12 protein-coding genes are annotated in these 16,897 nt (G+C 74.4%); 5 read left to right on the forward strand and 7 right to left on the reverse strand.

Annotated features, from left to right (window positions below):
- Window positions 1–785 precede the first annotated feature (785 nt).
- Window positions 786–2,390, reverse strand: coding sequence for a hypothetical protein (locus ACIP4O_RS06690; RefSeq protein ID WP_401572313.1), 1,605 nt, complete (start codon window positions 2,388–2,390; stop codon window positions 786–788).
- Between the two features lie 221 nt (window positions 2,391–2,611).
- On the opposite strand from ACIP4O_RS06690, the gene ACIP4O_RS06695 reads away from it, so the two are divergent.
- Window positions 2,612–4,066 (forward strand): aminopeptidase, encoded by a 1,455-nt coding sequence (locus ACIP4O_RS06695; protein ID WP_401573859.1) that lies wholly within the window; start codon window positions 2,612–2,614, stop codon window positions 4,064–4,066.
- A gap of 108 nt (window positions 4,067–4,174) precedes the next feature.
- On the opposite strand, the gene ACIP4O_RS06700 is transcribed toward ACIP4O_RS06695, so the two are convergent.
- From ACIP4O_RS06700 to ACIP4O_RS06710, 3 genes are all read right to left on the reverse strand, one after another.
- A complete protein-coding gene (locus tag ACIP4O_RS06700) occupies window positions 4,175–6,055 on the reverse strand; it encodes a glycoside hydrolase family 3 protein (protein ID WP_401572316.1) in 1,881 nt (626 codons plus the stop codon).
- A 257-nt stretch (window positions 6,056–6,312) separates the two neighbouring features.
- Window positions 6,313–7,113: a sugar phosphate isomerase/epimerase family protein gene (locus ACIP4O_RS06705; protein WP_401572319.1), complete on the reverse strand. Its 801-nt coding sequence runs from the start codon at window positions 7,111–7,113 to the stop codon at window positions 6,313–6,315.
- 173 nt (window positions 7,114–7,286) lie between these two features.
- Window positions 7,287–8,336, reverse strand: a complete 1,050-nt coding sequence (locus tag ACIP4O_RS06710) for a LacI family DNA-binding transcriptional regulator (RefSeq protein ID WP_401572322.1) — start codon at window positions 8,334–8,336, stop codon at window positions 7,287–7,289.
- Between the two features lie 176 nt (window positions 8,337–8,512).
- On the opposite strand from ACIP4O_RS06710, the gene ACIP4O_RS06715 reads away from it, so the two are divergent.
- The 3 genes from ACIP4O_RS06715 to ACIP4O_RS06725 are packed head-to-tail and all read left to right on the forward strand — an operon-like array spanning window position 8,513 to window position 11,639.
- Window positions 8,513–9,664, forward strand: a complete 1,152-nt coding sequence (locus tag ACIP4O_RS06715; RefSeq protein WP_401572324.1) for a Gfo/Idh/MocA family protein — start codon at window positions 8,513–8,515, stop codon at window positions 9,662–9,664.
- A complete protein-coding gene (locus ACIP4O_RS06720) occupies window positions 9,661–10,815 on the forward strand; it encodes a dihydrodipicolinate synthase family protein (protein ID WP_401572327.1) in 1,155 nt (384 codons plus the stop codon). The genes ACIP4O_RS06715 and ACIP4O_RS06720 overlap by 4 nt, the downstream gene beginning before the upstream one ends.
- Complete coding sequence (locus ACIP4O_RS06725) at window positions 10,812–11,639, forward strand: sugar phosphate isomerase/epimerase family protein (protein ID WP_401572330.1); 828 nt, start codon at window positions 10,812–10,814, stop codon at window positions 11,637–11,639. Before ACIP4O_RS06720 ends, ACIP4O_RS06725 begins: the two co-directional genes overlap by 4 nt.
- Before the next feature lie 263 nt (window positions 11,640–11,902).
- On the opposite strand, the gene ACIP4O_RS06730 is transcribed toward ACIP4O_RS06725, so the two are convergent.
- The 3 genes from ACIP4O_RS06730 to ACIP4O_RS06740 form a co-directional block, all read right to left on the reverse strand.
- Window positions 11,903–13,147 (reverse strand): serine hydrolase domain-containing protein, encoded by a 1,245-nt coding sequence (locus tag ACIP4O_RS06730; protein WP_401572332.1) that lies wholly within the window; start codon window positions 13,145–13,147, stop codon window positions 11,903–11,905.
- A 129-nt stretch (window positions 13,148–13,276) separates the two neighbouring features.
- Entirely contained in the window at window positions 13,277–13,738 is a 462-nt protein-coding gene (locus ACIP4O_RS06735; protein ID WP_401572335.1) for a hypothetical protein, read from the reverse strand.
- 189 nt (window positions 13,739–13,927) lie between these two features.
- On the reverse strand, window positions 13,928–14,401 hold the full coding sequence (locus tag ACIP4O_RS06740) for a GNAT family N-acetyltransferase (protein WP_401572338.1): 474 nt from the start codon (window positions 14,399–14,401) through the stop codon (window positions 13,928–13,930).
- 118 nt (window positions 14,402–14,519) lie between these two features.
- On the opposite strand from ACIP4O_RS06740, the gene ACIP4O_RS06745 reads away from it, so the two are divergent.
- On the forward strand, window positions 14,520–16,835 hold the full coding sequence (locus ACIP4O_RS06745; RefSeq protein WP_401572341.1) for an ATP-dependent RecD-like DNA helicase: 2,316 nt from the start codon (window positions 14,520–14,522) through the stop codon (window positions 16,833–16,835).
- The last annotated feature ends 62 nt before the right edge of the window (window positions 16,836–16,897 follow it).

The following is a 16,897-nucleotide window of genomic DNA, read 5'->3' on the forward strand; positions in this document are numbered from 1 at the left end:
CGGCGGCTTGATGCCCTGGCGAGCGCGGTATCCCGGTGCCTGGACGGTCTGGCCGTTCGCGGCGACGGCTGGGGGCATACGAGGCCGCGTGCCCGAACCCTTCGGGGGCGCGTTCGCTGATCGCCCGAACGCGAGATGTTCCGTGGCGTGTACGCGGCTGCCGGGGACAGGCCCGGAGTCGCCGCTTCTGGGCACGCGCACCGCGTAGATCTCGACGTCGATGGCCTCGTCGGCGAGGCGCTCCAGTGCTCCCGTACGGGAGCATGCGCGGCGGTGGCGAGCACGGCGCCGACGCCCCGCCAGCGCCCGCTCGTGTGTAGGGTCACCGACGGTTTGGGAGCGTCCTTTTTGCAGGTCAGCGGCCCCGGCCAGAGGTTACGACAGAGCATGGGGCCCAGCGTGGGGTGGAGCGGGGCACTTCGACATAGCCGTCGACGACGTCGGTCCCTCGCTCGGGTACGACCCGCCCGTAGTCGGTGCCGTCGATCGTGAGGTGCAGGCGAGGCGAACCCGGAGGCCCGGGGGGAGCCGGTATCCGGTCGCGGCGTGCTTGTCCCCGTCGAGGCGCAGCGACCAGACGCGCAGTCCGTTCGAGGCGCCGTCAGCATCTTCTCGTGCGTCTCCTGCACGGCTCCCGCCGGGTACGGGAGGGCATCGCGCACGGTGCCGTTCCCGCAGTGCGCCACCGTGGAGGCTGACGAGCAGGCCGACCGTGGCGGCCACCGAGACGAGGAGCGCTTCTGCCCCAGGCTCCTTCCAGTGCCGATGTGTCTCCGCCGTGATGCTCAGCTCCTCGGCGCCACCCACGCCCGCAAACCCGTCCCCGGCAGTGGCAGCGGGTGCCAGGTGCGGGCGTAGGGCGGGGGGGTGGCGTGTGCGGCGGTGATGGCCGCGACCGGGATCTGGGTGGTGCGGGTGTGGAGGGCGGCGTGGGTGAGGTTCTTGTTGTTGCCTGCCAGGTTGCCCGAGGCGCAGCCGGCCGCGTAGGAGATCGGCGGGGTCTGGGCGCCGGTGATCAGGCACGGGGGACGGATGCCGGCCCGGTGCAGGTGGGCCGCCACCGTTTCGTAGCGGTGGGTCGTGTGGCGGGCGCCCATGAGGTTGCGCCAGAAGCCGGTGGTCTGCGAGGCCCCGTACAGCGCGAGCCCCGCGCACAGCGCCACGAGGTACGGGCGGCGGCCCCGTGCCGCGTCGAGGGCGGTCGTCGCGAGGGGCGGCGCGAGGAGCGCGTAGGCGGGGAGGAAGAAGCGGGGGGCCGAGTAGCCGAGGGTCAGGAGGTACGGGAGGCTCAGCGCGAGCGCGCAGGCGAGCGGGAGCCATACCGTGATCCGTCGCGCCGTCCGCCCCGTGCCGTACCGCCCCCGTACCGCGCACACCAGTGCCAGTGCCGGCAGGAGCAGCCACCACCAGGTGAGCCACGGCTGGTACGGGGCGATGTCGCACGGGCGGCACAGCAGCGGCCCGTTGACGCTGAGCCAGGCGTCGCCGCCCGCCCAGCGCAGCCCCATCTCGCCCTGCACGTCGCTGGAGACCCGTAGGCGTTCCCCGATCCCGCCCCAGCGCCCGTACGCCTCCACGACCCACGGCACCGCGCCCGCCACGACACCGCCGGCCACCGCCGCCATGGGCGCGGCCCGCCGCAACGGCCGGTGCAGCAGACACGCGAGCCCGAGCGGCAACGCGAGCCAGCACCCGTCCGGCAGGCGGAGCAGAGTCACCCCGGCGACCGCGAGAGCGACCCCGCACCAGGCCCGGACGGAGGGCGCCGCGCCGGGCCCGCGCCCCTCAAGGGCCCCCTCGGGCGCCCCGGTCCGAGCCCCATCCGAAGCCCCGCCCGCCACCTCCGCCCCCGCACCGACCACCCCCGCACCGACCACCCCCGCACCGACCACCCCCGCACCGGCCGCCTTCGCCCCCCGCAGCAGCCACCCCGTCGCCGCCACCGCTCCCAGCGCCACCCACAGGTTCGGCATCGCCTGGGGCCCGTACAGCAGCGCCGTCCACAGGGAGGCGAACAAACCCGCCGCCAGTGCGCAGCGCCCCGCGCCCAGCAGGGGGCGCCACGCCGCGAAGGCGCCGTACAGGCAGGCCGTCGACAGCAGTGCCAGCCAGAGGTGGACCGCGTGCGGGTTGTTCGTCAGCCAGGTCAGGGGGGCCGTCAGGTAGGTCACGCCGCGCGAGCGCGGGGCCGAGAAGTAGGCGGCGGGGTGGTGGGGGTCGGTCTGGGACACGTAGACGGACTCGTCCCAGCCGAGGCCCAGCCAGGGGACCACGGCGGCCAGTTGGACGAGTCCGTAGGCCAGTGCCACGAGCGCCAGCGCCGAGGGGGAACGGCGCGCGGCGGCACGAGGTGACGAGGCGACGGTGGCGAGGGCGGTGGGGGTGCTCATCGCCGACACCTTCACCTACGGCGGGAAGCGTACGAAACGTGACGCGCCGGTCATATCATCTCGCCCCCGCCCGGCCGCGACCATCTGGCCGCCCGTCACCTCATCCGCTACGTTCCAGCACACGAGCCGACAACCCGTCACCCGGTCACCCGGGGCCCCGGTCACCCACCGGCGGCCCCCGGCCCCCACCCGGACAAAGGAGCCCCGTGCGCGCACAGACGCTGAGAGCCCTCCTCGCGACCCTCGTCGCAGGCACCCTCACCGCCGGCATAGCAGGTACGGCCACGGCGGCACCCCGGCCCGCCGCCCTCGCGAGCCCCGGGAGCGCGAGCGCCGCCCCCGCGACCTCGCCGGGCGGGGGCCCCGCCGCCCCCGACACCCGCGACATCAAGGAACGCCTCCTCTCGATCCCCGGCATGAGCCTGATCGAGGAGAAGCCCGTCAGCGGCTACCGCTACTTCGTGCTCGCCTACCGCCAGCCGGTCGACCACCGCCACCCCTCGCGCGGCAGCTTCACGCAGCGCCTCACCGTCCTGCACAAGGACACGAGCCGCCCCACCGTCATGTACACGAGCGGCTACGACGTCTCCACCAGCGCGAGCCGCTCCGAGCCGACCCGGCTCGTCGACGGCAACCAGGTCTCCGTCGAGTACCGGTACTTCACGCCCTCGCGCCCCCAGCCCGCCGACTGGTCCAAGCTCGACATCTGGCAGGCCGCGAGCGACCAGCACCGCGTCTACCGGGCCCTCAAGAAGGTCTACGGGCGGAACTGGCTCGCCACCGGCGGCTCCAAGGGCGGCATGACCGCCACGTACTACGAGCGCTACTACCCGCGCGACATGGACGGCGTCGTCGCCTACGTCGCGCCCAACGACGTGAACAACGCCGAGGACTCCGCCTACGACCGCTTCTTCGAGCAGGTCGGCACGGCCGAGTGCCGCGACGCGCTCGACGCCGTGCAGCGCGAGGCCCTGATCCGCCGCAAGCCGCTGGAGAAGAAGTACGCGGAGCAGGCGAAGAGCGAGGGCTGGTCCTTCGACACGGTCGGCACGCTCGACAAGGCGTACGAGGCCGTCGTCCTCGACCTCGTGTGGGGCTTCTGGCAGTACTCGGGGGAGGCGGACTGCGCCGACGTGCCCGACGCGAGGACCGTGAGCGACGAGGACCTGTACGCCTACGTCGACGCGATCTCCGGCTGGTCCTTCTACACCGACCAGGGGCTCGCCCCGTACACGCCGTACTACTACCAGGCCGGTACGCAGCTCGGCGCCCCCACCATCTCCCTCCCGCACCTCAAGGGCCTGACCCGCTACGGCTACCAGCCGCCGCGCAACTTCGTGCCCCGCGAGATCCCGATGCGCTTCGACCGGCGCGCGATCCCGGACGTCGACCACTGGGTGCGCCACCACGCGCGGCACATGCTCTTCGTCTACGGCGAGAACGACCCCTGGGGCGCGGAGCGCTTCCGGGTCGGCGAGGGCTCGCGGGACGCGTACGTCATGACCGCGCCCGGCGCCAACCACGGCGCGAACATCGCGGGCCTCGTACCCGGCGCACGCGAACTCGCCACGGCGCGCGTGCTCGACTGGGCGGGCGTGGACCCGGCCACGCAGGCGGCGGCTCCGCTCGCGCGGCTCGACAAGGCCCCGGCCGAGGAGCCCAGGCTGCGGCCGTAGGACCCTGGGCACGCTACGAGTAGGGGGCGGGGCGTCACGCGCCCCGCCCCTACCGGCCCGCACCCGGCCCCGCCCCCGGCCCGACCGCAGTCAGCCGCCCGCCGGACCTCACTCGTACGAGAGCCCCCGTCCCACCGCGTACAGCGTCCGCTCCGGCGCGTCGGCGCGCGTCACCGGCACCGGGAGCCGTCCGTGCGGCCGCGCACGCCCCGTCAGGACCCGTGCCGCCGCGCCCACCTCCACGTCGCTCCACCCGTACGCCGCGAGCAGCGCGCGCACGCCGTCCGGCAGGTGCGCCGCGTCGTACGGGTTGCGCAGCGCGACCGCGACGACGGGCACGCCCGTCGCGACGAGCGCGGCGAGCAGGGAGCGCTGTTCGGGGTCCGTGTCCAGGCCGTACGTCGCGACGACGACGGTGTGCGCGCGGCGCGCGGCGGCGACGGCCGCGTCACGCGTCGCGGCCTCGGGCGCGGGGCCCGTCGCGCGGCGCGTGACGCGGAAGCCCTCCGCTTCCAGGGCGCGCGCGAGGACGCGCGTCGCGGGCCCGTCGCTGCCCGAGGCCGAGGCCGGATCGACGCCGAGGACGAGCAGGCGGCCCGCGTCGGCGCGCAGCGGCAGCGTCCCGTCGTTGACGACGAGGGTCGTGCCCCGCTCCGCGAGCCGGTCGGCGAGCGCGCGGTGCGCGGGGGTGCCGACGCGCCGCTCGACGGCCGCCTCGTCCACGTACGGCCGCGCGAGCAGCCCGCGCCGCCGCTTCAGCGCGAGGACGCGCAGTACCGAGGCGTCGACACGGTCCTCGGTCAGCTCGCCCGAGCGCAGTGCGGCGAGCACGGCGCGGTGCGCGAGGCCGAGGTCGGGCGGGTCGAGGAGGAGATCGACGCCCGCGCGGAGCGCGAGGACGGGCACGCGGTCGTCGCCGTACTTCGTCCGCACGCCCTCCATGCGCAGCGAGTCGGTCGTGACGACCCCCTCGTAACCGAGTTCGCCGCGCAGGACGCCCGTGACGACGGCGTGCGAGAGCGTGGCCGGGTCGCCGCTCGGGTCGAGCGCGGGGAAGGCGAGGTGACCCGTCATCACGACATCCGCCCCGGCGGCGATCGCGGCGCGGAACGGGGGCGCGTCCAGCGTGTCCCACTGTGCGCGCGTGTGGGAGATCGTGGGGAAGCCGACGTGCGAGTCGGTCGCGGTGTCGCCGTGCCCGGGGAAGTGCTTGACGGCGGCGGAGATCCCGGCGTCCTCCTGGTAGCCGCGCACCTGCGCCGCGACGAGGCGTGCGACGGCCCGCGGGTCGGAGCCGAAGGAGCGCACGCCGATGACGGGGTTCGCGGGATTGACGTTGACGTCCGCGTCGGGCGCCCAGTCCTGCCGCACCCCGAGCGCCGCCAGCTCCAGGCCCGCGAGCGCGGCGGCCTCGCGCGCGCCCACGCTCGTACCGCCCGCGCCCAGCGCGGCGGCGCCGAGCCCCATCGCGCCGGGCAGTTGCGTGGCCGGAGGGCCGATCCGCTGGACGGCCCCGTGCTCCTGGTCGATCGAGACGAGCAGCGGTACGGGGACCCGCAGCCCGAGCCCGGCGCGCTGCACCTCGTTCGAGAGCGCGGCGACCTGCCGGGGCGAGCGGATGTTGCCCGCCCAGCCGAAGTAGAGGACGCCGCCGAGGTGGTAGCGGGCGATCATCTCGGCGGCCGTCGCGACCCCGATGTCCTCGCGGTTCGCCTGCGCGTCGGCGGCCGAGGGCGCGGTCGCCGAGTCCCCGTGGAAGCGCATGACGAAGAGCTGGCCGACCTTCTCCTCGGGCGTCATACGGGAGAGGAGCCGCTGGTCGGCGAGGGGATCGACCGGGTAGGCGGTGGCCGGGGCGGTACGGCTGCGACCGGCGTGCGCCGCCCACGCCGCGGGACCCCCGAGCGCCCCCGCCGCCGTCCCGAACACCCCGGCCGCGATCACGGCCCGCCGCCCGGGCAGCCCCCCGCCCGTCGTCTCCTGCGCCATACCGCCACTCCCGTCCTCGGGACCGGTCCGGGTCGGAGCGGCCCACGGGGCGCCCGTCCGATGATCCGAAGAGCGCCATGCTCACTCGGGCATAGCGAGCACCGGGCGAGGGGGCAAGGCGCCGGGCGGGGGTGGGGCCGGACGGGGGAGGGGACGCACCCTGAGCGGGGGCAGGGAGCGCGGGGGCGGGAGAGCGTACGGGGCGACGACGCGGGCCCGGGGCCGCAGGGGGGCGCGGGCGTCCGCAGGGCCCCCGCTCACGCCGCCTCGTTCAGCAGCCTCCGCAGGTACTCCGCGCCCGGGCCGAGCAGCGGCGCGAGCTCGGCGGCGTCCGCGTACCAGCGCTTCTCGTACTCCCAGCACAGCCACCCGTCCCAGCCCTCGCGCGTGAGCACCTCCACGACCTCGGCGAGCGGCAGCACCCCGGCGCCGAGCAGCAGCGGCGTCGTGTCCTCGCGCGAGGCGATGTCCTTGACCTGCACGTATCCGAGGTACGGGGCGAGCGCGAGGTAGGACTCCTCGGGCTGCTCGCCGCCGAGCCACGTGTGCATGGTGTCCCACAGGGCGCCCGTCGACTTGTGGCCGACCGTGCCGAGGACGCGGGTGGCCGCCGCGCCCGTGCGGTGCGAGTCGTGGGTCTCCAGGAGGATGCGGACGCCGAGCGCCGCCGCGTGCTCGGCGGCGAGCCCGAGCCGCCGCTCGGCGATCGCGTCGGCCTCCGCCTCGCTCTGCTCCGTACCCCCGCCGGGGAAGACCCGGACGAAGCCCGCGCCGAGGTCGTGGGCGAGTTCGAGGAGCGCGCGCGTCTCGGTGAGGTACGGCTCGTCGTCGCCGGGCCCGGCGATCTTCACGTAACCGGCGACGCCGAGCACCTCGATCCCGGCCTCGGCGAACCGCTGCCGAGCGGCGGCGCGTTCGGGGGCCGTGCTGCTGAGGTTGAGCGGCTCCTCGGGGTGGGCGCGCAGCTCCACGCCGTGGTAGCCGTGCGTGGCGGCGAGGCGTACGACCTCGGGGAGGGGCAGCCCGGGGACACCGAGGGTGGAGAACGCCAGTTTCATGCCTTGAGCTCCTTCGTCGCTTCTGCCGTGGCCCCGGCGGGCCGTCCTGTCGCACAGCCTGACCGCAGGCGGCGCGCGTATTCCTGCTGGCGCGCCGAAGCTCTCACGGGTGCGGGTGCGGGTGCGGGTGCGCGGGCGGGAACGGGGGTACGTGCTCCCGCCGCCTCCCGCCGCTACTTCGCCCGCCCCGTCGACCCCCGTACCACCAGTTCCCCCGCCACCAGCTCCTCGCCACCCGCCGGTACCGCGTCCCGCCCCGTCGCGATCCGCCCCGCCCGCGCCCCCGTTCCCTGGAGCGGCAACCGCACCGTCGTGAGCGCCGGGAGCGCGTCCGCGCTGAAGGGGAGGTCGTCGAAGCCCGTCACGGACACGTCCTCGGGGACCCGCAGTCCCCGCTCCCGCAGGGCCGCGCAGGCGCCGAGCGCCACGGTGTCGTTGGCCGCGACGATCGCGGTCAGGTCCGGTACGCGAGTGAGGAGTTCCCCCACCGCGCGGTGCCCCGAGGCCCTGTCGTACGCCCCGTGCGCGGTCGCGCCCGGCAGCTCCTCGACCCCCGCCTCGGCGAGCGCCGCCCGGTGGCCTTCGAGCCGGTGCCGGGTCGTCGTGCGCTCGGGCGGTCCCGCCACGCAGCCGATGCGACGGTGGCCCAGCGCGATCAGATGGGCGGTCAACTCGCGTGCCCCGGACCGGTTGTCGAAGGTCAGCGCGGTGACGCCGGGGCCCGCGTCGGGCAGCGGGGGCCGCCCCAGCAGGATCACCCGCGTCCCCGCCGCGCCGAGCTTGCGCAGCTTGTCGGCGACGGCCGCGCTGTGCCCGGGGTCCTCGGTCGCGCCCCCGGTGAGCACGACGGCGGCGGCGCGCTGCCGCTGGAGCAGCGTCAGGTACGTGAGTTCGCGCTCCGGCGCGCCCCCGGTCCCGCACACCACCGCGAGCCGCTCCCCGCCCGCACGCCCCCCGGGCCCCCCGATCTGCGACTGCACCGCGCTCGCGATGATGCCGAAGAAGGGGTCGGCGATGTCGTTGACGAGCACCCCGACGAGGTCCGAGGTCGCGGCGGCGAGCGAACTCGCGGGCCCGTTCAGTACGTAGTCCAGTTCGTCCACGGCCCGCAGCACCCGTTCCCGGGTGCCCTCGGCGACCGGGTAGTTGCCGTTGAGCACCCGGGAGACGGTGGCGGGAGACACCCCCGCACGGGAAGCCACATCCGAGAGCGTCACGGTCATCTCGTCCTCCGGGACCGGTCGGGCCGGCGAGGAAGCCGGCGGGCGGGGGTCTTGTCGTCCCCGTTGCGCAGAGGCTAGCGTCTCCCTCCGTAGAAAGCGCTTACCAAAGCGCGTCCGGCGACCGCCGCGCGCGCTGACTCAGGCGCGTCCGGCGACCGCCGCGAGAAGGGACCCCCGTGGAACGCAAGACGGTGCACATCGCCATGAACGGTGTGACGGGGCGGATGGGCCACCGCCAGCACCTCGTCCGCTCGATCCTCGCGCTGCGCGAGGAGGGCGGGCTCGACCTCGGCGACGGGAGGGTCCTGTGGCCCGAACCCGTCCTCGTGGGCCGCCGCGAGCACGCCCTGCGCGCCCTCGCCGAGCGGTACGGCCTGAGCCGCTGGTCGACCGACCTCGACGCGGTGCTCGCCGATCCGGCGATCGACATCTACTTCGACGCGCAGCTCACCTCGGCACGCGAGGAGGCCCTGAAGAAGGCCATCGCGGCGGGCAAGCACATCTACACCGAGAAGCCCACGGCGACCGGGCTCGAAGAGGCGCTCGACCTCGCCCGCCGCGCCGAGGCGGCCGGCATCAGGCACGGCGTCGTGCAGGACAAGCTCTTCCTCCCGGGCCTGCTCAAGCTCAAGCGCCTCATCGACGGCGGCTTCTTCGGCCGCGTCCTGTCGGTGCGCGGCGAGTTCGGCTACTGGGTCTTCGAGGGCGACTGGCAGGAGGCGCAGCGCCCCAGCTGGAACTACCGCACGGAGGACGGCGGCGGCATCGTCACGGACATGTTCCCCCACTGGGAGTACGTGCTCCACGAGCTGTTCGGCCGCGTCCGCAGCGTCCAGGCGCTCACCGCGACGCACTTGCCCGAGCGCTGGGACGAGCGCGGCAAGCCGTACGAGGCCACGGCCGACGACGCCGCGTACGGGATCTTCCAGCTCGAAGGCGGCGCGGTCGCGCAGATCAACTCCTCGTGGGCGGTACGGGTCAACCGCGACGAACTCGTCGAGTTCCAGGTCGACGGGACCGAGGGCTCGGCGGTCGCGGGGCTGCGCGGGTGCCGTGTCCAGCACCGCTCCTCGACCCCGAAGCCGGTGTGGAACCCGGACCTGCCCGCCACGGAGGTCTTCCGCGAGCAGTGGCAGGAGGTCCCGGACAACGGCGAGTTCGGCAACGGCTTCAAGGCGCAGTGGGAGCTCTTCCTCCGCCACGTCTACGCGGACGCCCCCTACCACTGGGACCTCCTCGCGGGCGCGCGCGGCGTCCAGCTCGCCGAGCTGGGGCTCAAGTCCTCGGCCGAGGGCCGCCGCGTCGACGTACCGGAGATCGCGCTGTGAGGCTCCGACTCCCCGCCGGGGACGGCTCGTCGTACGCGTACGAGCCCACGTGCGCCGCCCCGCCTGCCGTGGACGCGGGCGGGCCGCTCACGTCCCGTACGGTCTTCTCCGCCGCCCACGTCGTCGCGGACCCGTACGCGGACATCAGCGCCGACGACCCGGCGGCCGTGGACTGGGACGCGACCCTCGCCTTCCGCCGCCACCTGTGGCGGCAAGGGCTCGGGGTCGCCGAGGCGATGGACACGGCGCAGCGCGGCATGGGCCTGGACTGGCCGGGCGCGGCCGAGCTGATCCGCCGCTCGGCCGCCGAGGCGCGGGCGGTCGGCGGCCGGATCGCCGCCGGGGCGGGCACCGACCAGCTCACGGCGGGCACGCTCGGTGAGATCCGCGCGGCGTACGAGGAGCAGCTCGCGCTCGTCGAGGACGCGGGCGCGCAGGCGATCCTCATGGCCTCGCGCGCCCTCGCGGCGACCGCGCGCGGGCCCGAGGACTACCTCACGCTCTACGGACACCTGCTGCGCCAGGCCCGCGAGCCGGTGATCCTGCACTGGCTCGGCCCCATGTTCGACCCGGCGCTCACGGGCTACTGGGGCTCGGCGGACCTGGACGCGGCGACGGAGACCTTCCTCCAGGTCGTCGCGGCGCACCCGGACAAGGTCGACGGCATCAAGATCTCGCTGCTCGACGCGGACCGCGAGATCGCCGTGCGCCGCCGCCTCCCGGCGGGCGTCCGCTGCTACACGGGTGACGACTTCCACTACCCGGAACTCATCGCGGGCGATGAACAGGGCTTCAGCCACGCCCTTCTGGGCATCTTCGACCCCCTCGCCCCGCTCGCCGCGCGCGCGGTCCGCGCCCTGGACACGGGCGACGTGCGCGGCTTCCGCGAAGTACTCGACCCGACGGTGGAGTTGTCCCGCCACCTCTTCCAGCGGCCGACCCGCTTCTACAAGACGGGCGTCGTGTTCCTCGCCTGGCTCGCGGGCCACCAGGAGCACTTCGCGATGGTCGGGGGACACCAGTCCTCGCGCTCCCTGCCGCACCTCGCCCGCGCCTACGAACTCGCCGACTCCATCGGCCTGTTCCCGGACCCGGAGCGCGCCGCCCGGCGGATGCGCGCGCTCCTCGACGTGTACGGAGTGCCCCAGTGACAGCGCACGCGCGTTTCAGCATCAACCAGCAGACGGTGAAGCAGCTTCCGCTTCCCGAACTCGTCTCCGCCTGCGCGGACTTGGGAGTACGGAACGTCGGGCTGTGGCGGGAGCCGGTGCGGGCGTACGGGCTTGAGGCGAGCGCGGCGCTCGTGCGCGACGCGGGCCTCACGGTTACGACGCTGTGCCGGGGCGGCTTCCTCACGGCGAGCGAACAGGGCGCGCGACGGGCCGCGTTGGCCGACAACCGCCGGGCGATCGACGAGGCGGCGGCCCTCGGCACGCGGGTCCTGGTCCTCGTCTGCGGCGGACTCCCGGAGGGCGAGCGCGATCTGCGGGCGGCCCGGGAGCGCGTGGCCGACGCGCTCGCCGAACTGGCCCCGTACGCCGGTGCCTCGGGGATCAGGCTCGCGATCGAGCCACTGCACCCGATGTTCGCCTCGGACCGCTGCGTCGTCTCGACGCTCACGCAGGCACTCGACCTCGCCGAACGCTTTCCGGCCGAGCAGGTCGGCGTGTGCGTCGACACGTACCACATCTGGTGGGACGACCGGGCCCCCGCGGCCCTGGACCGCGCGGGCGCGGGAGGCCGCGTCGCGGCCTTCCAGCTCGCCGACTGGATCACCCCGCTCCCCGCCGGGGTCCTCAACGGGCGGGGCCAGCTCGGGGACGGCGCCATCGACCTGGCGTGGTGGCGCGAGCGCGCCGACGCGAACGGCTACGAGGGCCCGATCGAGGTCGAACTCTTCAACGAAGAGCTGTGGGCCGGGGACGGCAGGAAGCTCCTCGCGACGACGGCGGAACGGTTCGCGCGGTACGTGTGAGCGGGGCGCGACCCGCCCCCCGGGGCCGCCGCCAGAAAAACCTTCAGAGGTCGTACAACCCTCCGCCCCAGTGCCAGGTCATACGTGGTGTCGCCAGGGATGGGGGGGAAACCCGGGGGGGATTCCCGAGGGGGGAAGCCCTGGGCGACGGGGGGAAACCGGAAGGGCCCGGCCGCTGCGGCGGACGGGCCCTTCCGGTTTCGGGCGGGCGGTTCCACGGGGGCAGTGGCGGCCTGACGGGGCTCTGATCCCCCGAGGCCGGGTCAGCGCCTGCCGTCCTCCTCGCCCGGAAGCCGCCCGAAGGCCGCGCCCCCGAGCCCGAGCACGCGCTTGTTGACGCCCTGCGCCTTCGCGTCCGTGCTGTTGACGCTGTAGACGAGGGTGCGGGAGAGGTCCTGCGTGGCCATGAACCCGGCGGAGTACCCGTAGCGGGCCCCCGTCTTGCCCCACACGTCGATCCCGTCGACGACGGCGTGGCTCAGGCCGGCGCTGTAGGCGGCGGGTTCGCCGGACCCGGGCTTCGCGGGGTCCACCGTCCCGTACATGCGGACCTCGTCGCCCGGCAGCGCGAACATCTCCGCCAGCGCGGGCCCCGTGACGACCTGGCCCCGGAAGAGCGCGGAGACGAAGCGCTCCAGGTCGGCGGTGGTGGACACGAGGTCGCCGGCCGCCCACGAGTGCGTCTGGTCCCAGTCGCTCACGTCCCGCAACTCGGTGCCCCCGCCCGGCAGCGCGTAGAGCTGGTAGCCGTGGTTGTGGGGGCCCTTGATCGTGGCACCGGTGCCGGGGAAGTACGTGTCGCGCAGGCCGAGGGGGCGCAGGACGCGGCGGGTGGCCTCGTCCTCGAAGCGGTGGCCCGTGACGCGTTCGACGAGGAGGCCGAGGACCGTGTAGTTGATGTTGAGGTAGTGCTGCGCGGTGCCGGGCGCGAACTCGGGCGGCTCGGCCGTCGCGGCGCGGACCATGGCCTCGGGCGTGGTGCGGTCGAAGCGGTGCGCGTAGACCTCCTCGGGGGTCCGGGGCTCGCCGGGCGCCGCCGGTATGCCGCTGGTGTGGTTGAGCAACTGCCGTACGGTGACGTCCTGGTAGGCGGGTGGGACGAGGCCGGGCAGGTAGGAGCGGGCGGAGCGGTCGAGCAAGATCCGCTTCTCGTCGACGAGTTGCAGGACGACGGCGGCGGTGAACGTCTTCGTCGTCGACCCGGCCCGGAACCGCGCCCCCGCGTCGGCGTTCCGCCCGCTCGCGACATCGTGCACCCCCGTCGTCCCGCGCCACCTTCCGTCCCCGCCGACGCGCACGAGTGCGGCGGTGGCATCACCGGCGGGCAGCCCCGCGACGGCGTCCCGCAACGCGGCGGCCCGCACATTGGAGATCCCGTCCCCGGCGCGCGCGGTCACCCCCGTACCCCCGTGGGCGGCGAAGGCGGGAGCGGCGGCGACGGCGCCACCGAGCGACAGCGACAGCACCAGGGCACCGGAGACGACGAGACGACGCGAGAACCTGGACACGAGAGCAACCCCCTGCTGGGAAAACGGTGTTGAGGGAGATCCTGCCGCCCTCACCCAGCCCGGGAATCGTCCTCGCGCCCCACCGCGCCCCGGAGATCCCTCAGGGTTCCCGTCAGGGTTTACCCCTAGTCACCCGCTGCTGGAGGACGCGGCCACGGCGGTCCGCTGGCGTCGCTGGAGCGTGAGCACGACCAGGCCCACGAAGACCTGGAGCGGCACCGGCACCTCGCCCAGGTCGGCGGTCACGCCGCCACGCAAGCCCCTGCTCTGAAACTCGCCCAGGACGCGCTCGCCCGCGACGAGTTGACGCTTCCCGCGCAGGAACGACGGCCGCCCCAGCTCGTACGCGCCGCCCTCGCCGGTGACGAGCCAGCGCACGCCGGAGCGGTGCGCCTCGGCGCGTACCGTGCCGCCCGCGAGCATCTCGAAGGAGCGCCCCCAGCCCCCGGACCTGAACTCGAAGGTCTCGCCCGCCAGTTCGACCTGCCCACCGGACCTCCAGAGGCGGGAGGACCAGTGGGCGACGGTCACTCCGTCCACCAGCACCTCGTAGCCCCGCCCGAAGGCGCTCTCCGGCTTGATCTCCAGCATGTGCGCTCCTCGGCCGACTCGTGGACGGATCATCCGCGGCCCGGGACCGGGGCGTCGCGAACAGCTCTATCCTGCCCAGGAAAGGCCGCTGAATACGGGAGGCGGCCACGGCCTGACCGCGAAGACGACGGCCGACGCCGAGCCGTGCCAGGCCGGCATCTCCGCTAAGCCCTCAAGGTCTCAAGGCCCTCAAGGCGCCAAGTACCGTGCCCCCGCCGCCCGTTCCCCGGCCCCGAACTCGTGCACGAGCTCCCCGCCGCGCCGCCACCCCAGCCGCTCGTACAGGCGCATCGCCGCCCGGTCCTTCCCCAGGACCTCCAGTTCAAGCCCGCGACCGCGCTCCCGCGCGAACCTCTCCGCCGCCCGGACGAGCGCCTCCCCGGCCCCGCCACGCCGCACCTCCCGCACGACGAAGAGGCGTACGAGCACGAGCGCCCCGCCGGCCTCGACCACGGCGACGTGCCCGGCGACCTCCCCGTCCACGACGGCGACCCACGCCGCCGCCAGCCCCTCCGGCAGCAACCACCCCACCGGGTCGGCGACCCCCTCCACGGGATACCCGTCGCTCGCGTGGACGCGTACGAGAGCGGTCCCCGCCGACGGCAGGTCCTCGGGCAGACGGGGGCGGACGGTCACAGGGCGCGCGGCGGGTCGTTCGTTCACGTACGTATGGTGCCGCCCGCCCCCGGAACCTCCCGCCCCGCCCCCGGAACCTCCCGCCCCGCCCCCGGAACCTCCCGCCCCGCCCCCTCGCGTCAGCCCGCAGCGATACCGTCCCCCCATGGCCCCCCGCACTCCCGGCGACCAGGCCCGCGCCGCCGCATCGCCGCTCGCCGTTCTCGAAGCCACCCTCGAACGCGTCACCTTCGCCAGCGAGGAGAACGGCTTCACCGTCGCCCGCGTGGACACCGGGCGGGGCGGCGGCGAACTGCTCACCGTGGTCGGGGCGCTGCTCGGCGCGCAGCCGGGGGAGGCGCTGCGGATGCGGGGGCGGTGGGGCTCGCACCCGAGGCACGGGAAGCAGTTCGTCGTCGAGAACTACACGACGGTCCTGCCCGCCACGATCCAGGGCATCAGGCGGTACCTCGGGTCCGGGCTCGTCAAGGGCATCGGGCCCGTCTTCGCCGACCGGATCACCCGCCACTTCGGGACGGACACGCTCGACGTCATCGAGAGCGCGCCGAAGCGGCTCATCGAGGTGCGGGGGCTCGGGCCCAAGCGCGTCGCGAAGATCATCGCCGCGTGGGAGGAGCAGAAGGCGATCAAGGAGGTCATGGTCTTCCTCCAGAGCGTCGAGGTGTCCACGTCGATCGCGGTGCGCATCTACAAGAAGTACGGGGACGACTCGATCGAGGTCGTGAAGGCGGAGCCGTACCGGCTCGCCGCCGACGTGTGGGGCATCGGCTTCCTCACGGCCGACCGCATCGCCCGCGCGGTCGGCATCCCCGAGGACAGCCCGGAGCGCGTCAAGGCGGGGCTCCAGTACGCCCTTTCGCAGGCGACGGACCAGGGCCACTGCTACCTGCCCGAGGAGCGGCTCATCAGCGACGCGGTGAAGCTGCTCGGCGTGGACACGGGGCTCGTGATCGAGTGCCTGGGGGAGCTGGCCGAGGACCCGGAAGGGGTCGTGCGGGAGCGGCTCACGGACCCGGACGGGCAGCCGGTGACGGGCGTGTACCTCGTCCCCTTCCACCGCGCCGAACTCTCCCTCGCCGGTCAGGTCCGCCGTCTGCTCGGCGCCCCGGACGACCGGCTCGCGGGCTTCCAGGACGTGGACTGGGGCGCGGCACTCGGGTGGCTCGCGAAGAAGACCGGCACCACGCTGGCCCCCGAGCAGGAGGCCGCCGTGCGGCTCGCGCTGACCCGCAAGGTCGCCGTCCTCACCGGCGGACCGGGCTGCGGGAAGTCGTTCACGGTGCGGTCCGTGGTCGAACTGGCCCGCGCGCGGCGCGCGAAGGTCGTGCTCGCGGCGCCGACGGGCCGCGCGGCGAAGCGGCTCGCGGAGCTGACGGGGGCCGAGGCGTCGACGGTGCACCGGCTGCTCGAACTGAAGCCGGGCGGGGACGCGGCGTACGACAGGGACCGGCCGCTCGACGCGGACCTCGTCGTCGTGGACGAGGCGTCGATGCTGGACCTGCTGCTCGCGAACAAGCTGGTCAAGGCGGTCGCACCGGGCGCGCACCTGCTGCTCGTGGGCGACGTGGACCAGTTGCCCTCGGTGGGCGCGGGGGAGGTGCTGCGGGACCTGCTGAGCGAGGGCGGCCCCGTCCCCGCAGTCCGCCTGACGCGGATCTTCCGGCAGGCGCGGGAGTCCGGCGTCGTGACGAACGCGCACCGGATCAACGAGGGTCAGCACCCGCTCACGCAGGGCCTGAAGGACTTCTTCCTGTTCGCGGAGGAGGACACGGAGGCGGCGGGGCGCCTGACGGTGGACGTCGTGGCGCGTCGCATCCCCGCGCGCTTCGGCCTCGATCCCCGTACCGACGTGCAGGTCCTCGCACCGATGCACCGGGGCCCGGCGGGCGCGGGCACGCTCAACGCGCTGCTCCAGCAGGCGCTGACACCGCCGGGCCCGCGCACCGAGGAGAAGCGCTTCGGCGGGCGGGTCTTCCGGGTGGGTGACAAGGTCACGCAGATCCGCAACAACTACGAGAAGGGCGAGAACGGCGTCTTCAACGGCACGGTCGGCGTCGTGACCGGGCTCGACACGGTGGAGCAGCGGCTGACGGTCCGCACGGACGAGGACGAGGACGTGGTGTACGAGTTCGACGAGCTGGACGAACTCGCGCACGCCTACGCGATGACGATCCACCGCTCGCAGGGCAGCGAGTACCCGGCCGTCGTCGTGCCCCTCACGACGAGCGCGTGGACGATGCTGCAACGCAACCTGCTGTATACGGCCGTCACGCGCGCGAAACGCCTCGTCGTCCTCGTCGGCTCCCGCCGCGCCCTCGGCCAGGCGGTCCGTACGGTCTCGGCGGGCCGCCGCCACACGGGCCTCGCAGGCCGCCTCCGGGCCCCCGGGGTCCCCGGGCAGCGGGAGGGGACGGCCGGGGGAGCGGCCGCCGAATCTCCCGCGTCTCACTCGTCCCGGTGAATTTCTTACGGATCGGGCCACCGCCCACCGCACGTACCCCGCGAGTCGGCCGGGTCCTCACC

Source organism: Streptomyces sp. NPDC088923 (genome assembly GCF_044749745.1).
Taxonomy (GTDB): Bacteria; Actinomycetota; Actinomycetes; order Streptomycetales; family Streptomycetaceae; genus Streptomyces.

Excerpts from the sequence above, each read along its gene's own strand:
- ACIP4O_RS06690 (WP_401572313.1), bottom strand. The coding sequence starts at position 2,390 with ATGAGCACCCCCACCGCCCTCGCCACCGTCGCCTCGTCACCTCGTGCC.
- ACIP4O_RS06700 (WP_401572316.1), bottom strand. The coding sequence starts at position 6,055 with ATGGCGCAGGAGACGACGGGCGGGGGGCTGCCCGGGCGGCGGGCCGTG.
- ACIP4O_RS06705 (WP_401572319.1), bottom strand. The coding sequence starts at position 7,113 with ATGAAACTGGCGTTCTCCACCCTCGGTGTCCCCGGGCTGCCCCTCCCC.
- ACIP4O_RS06710 (WP_401572322.1), bottom strand. The coding sequence starts at position 8,336 with ATGACCGTGACGCTCTCGGATGTGGCTTCCCGTGCGGGGGTGTCTCCC.
- ACIP4O_RS06735 (WP_401572335.1), bottom strand. The coding sequence starts at position 13,738 with ATGCTGGAGATCAAGCCGGAGAGCGCCTTCGGGCGGGGCTACGAGGTG.
- ACIP4O_RS06745 (WP_401572341.1), top strand. The coding sequence starts at position 14,520 with ATGGCCCCCCGCACTCCCGGCGACCAGGCCCGCGCCGCCGCATCGCCG.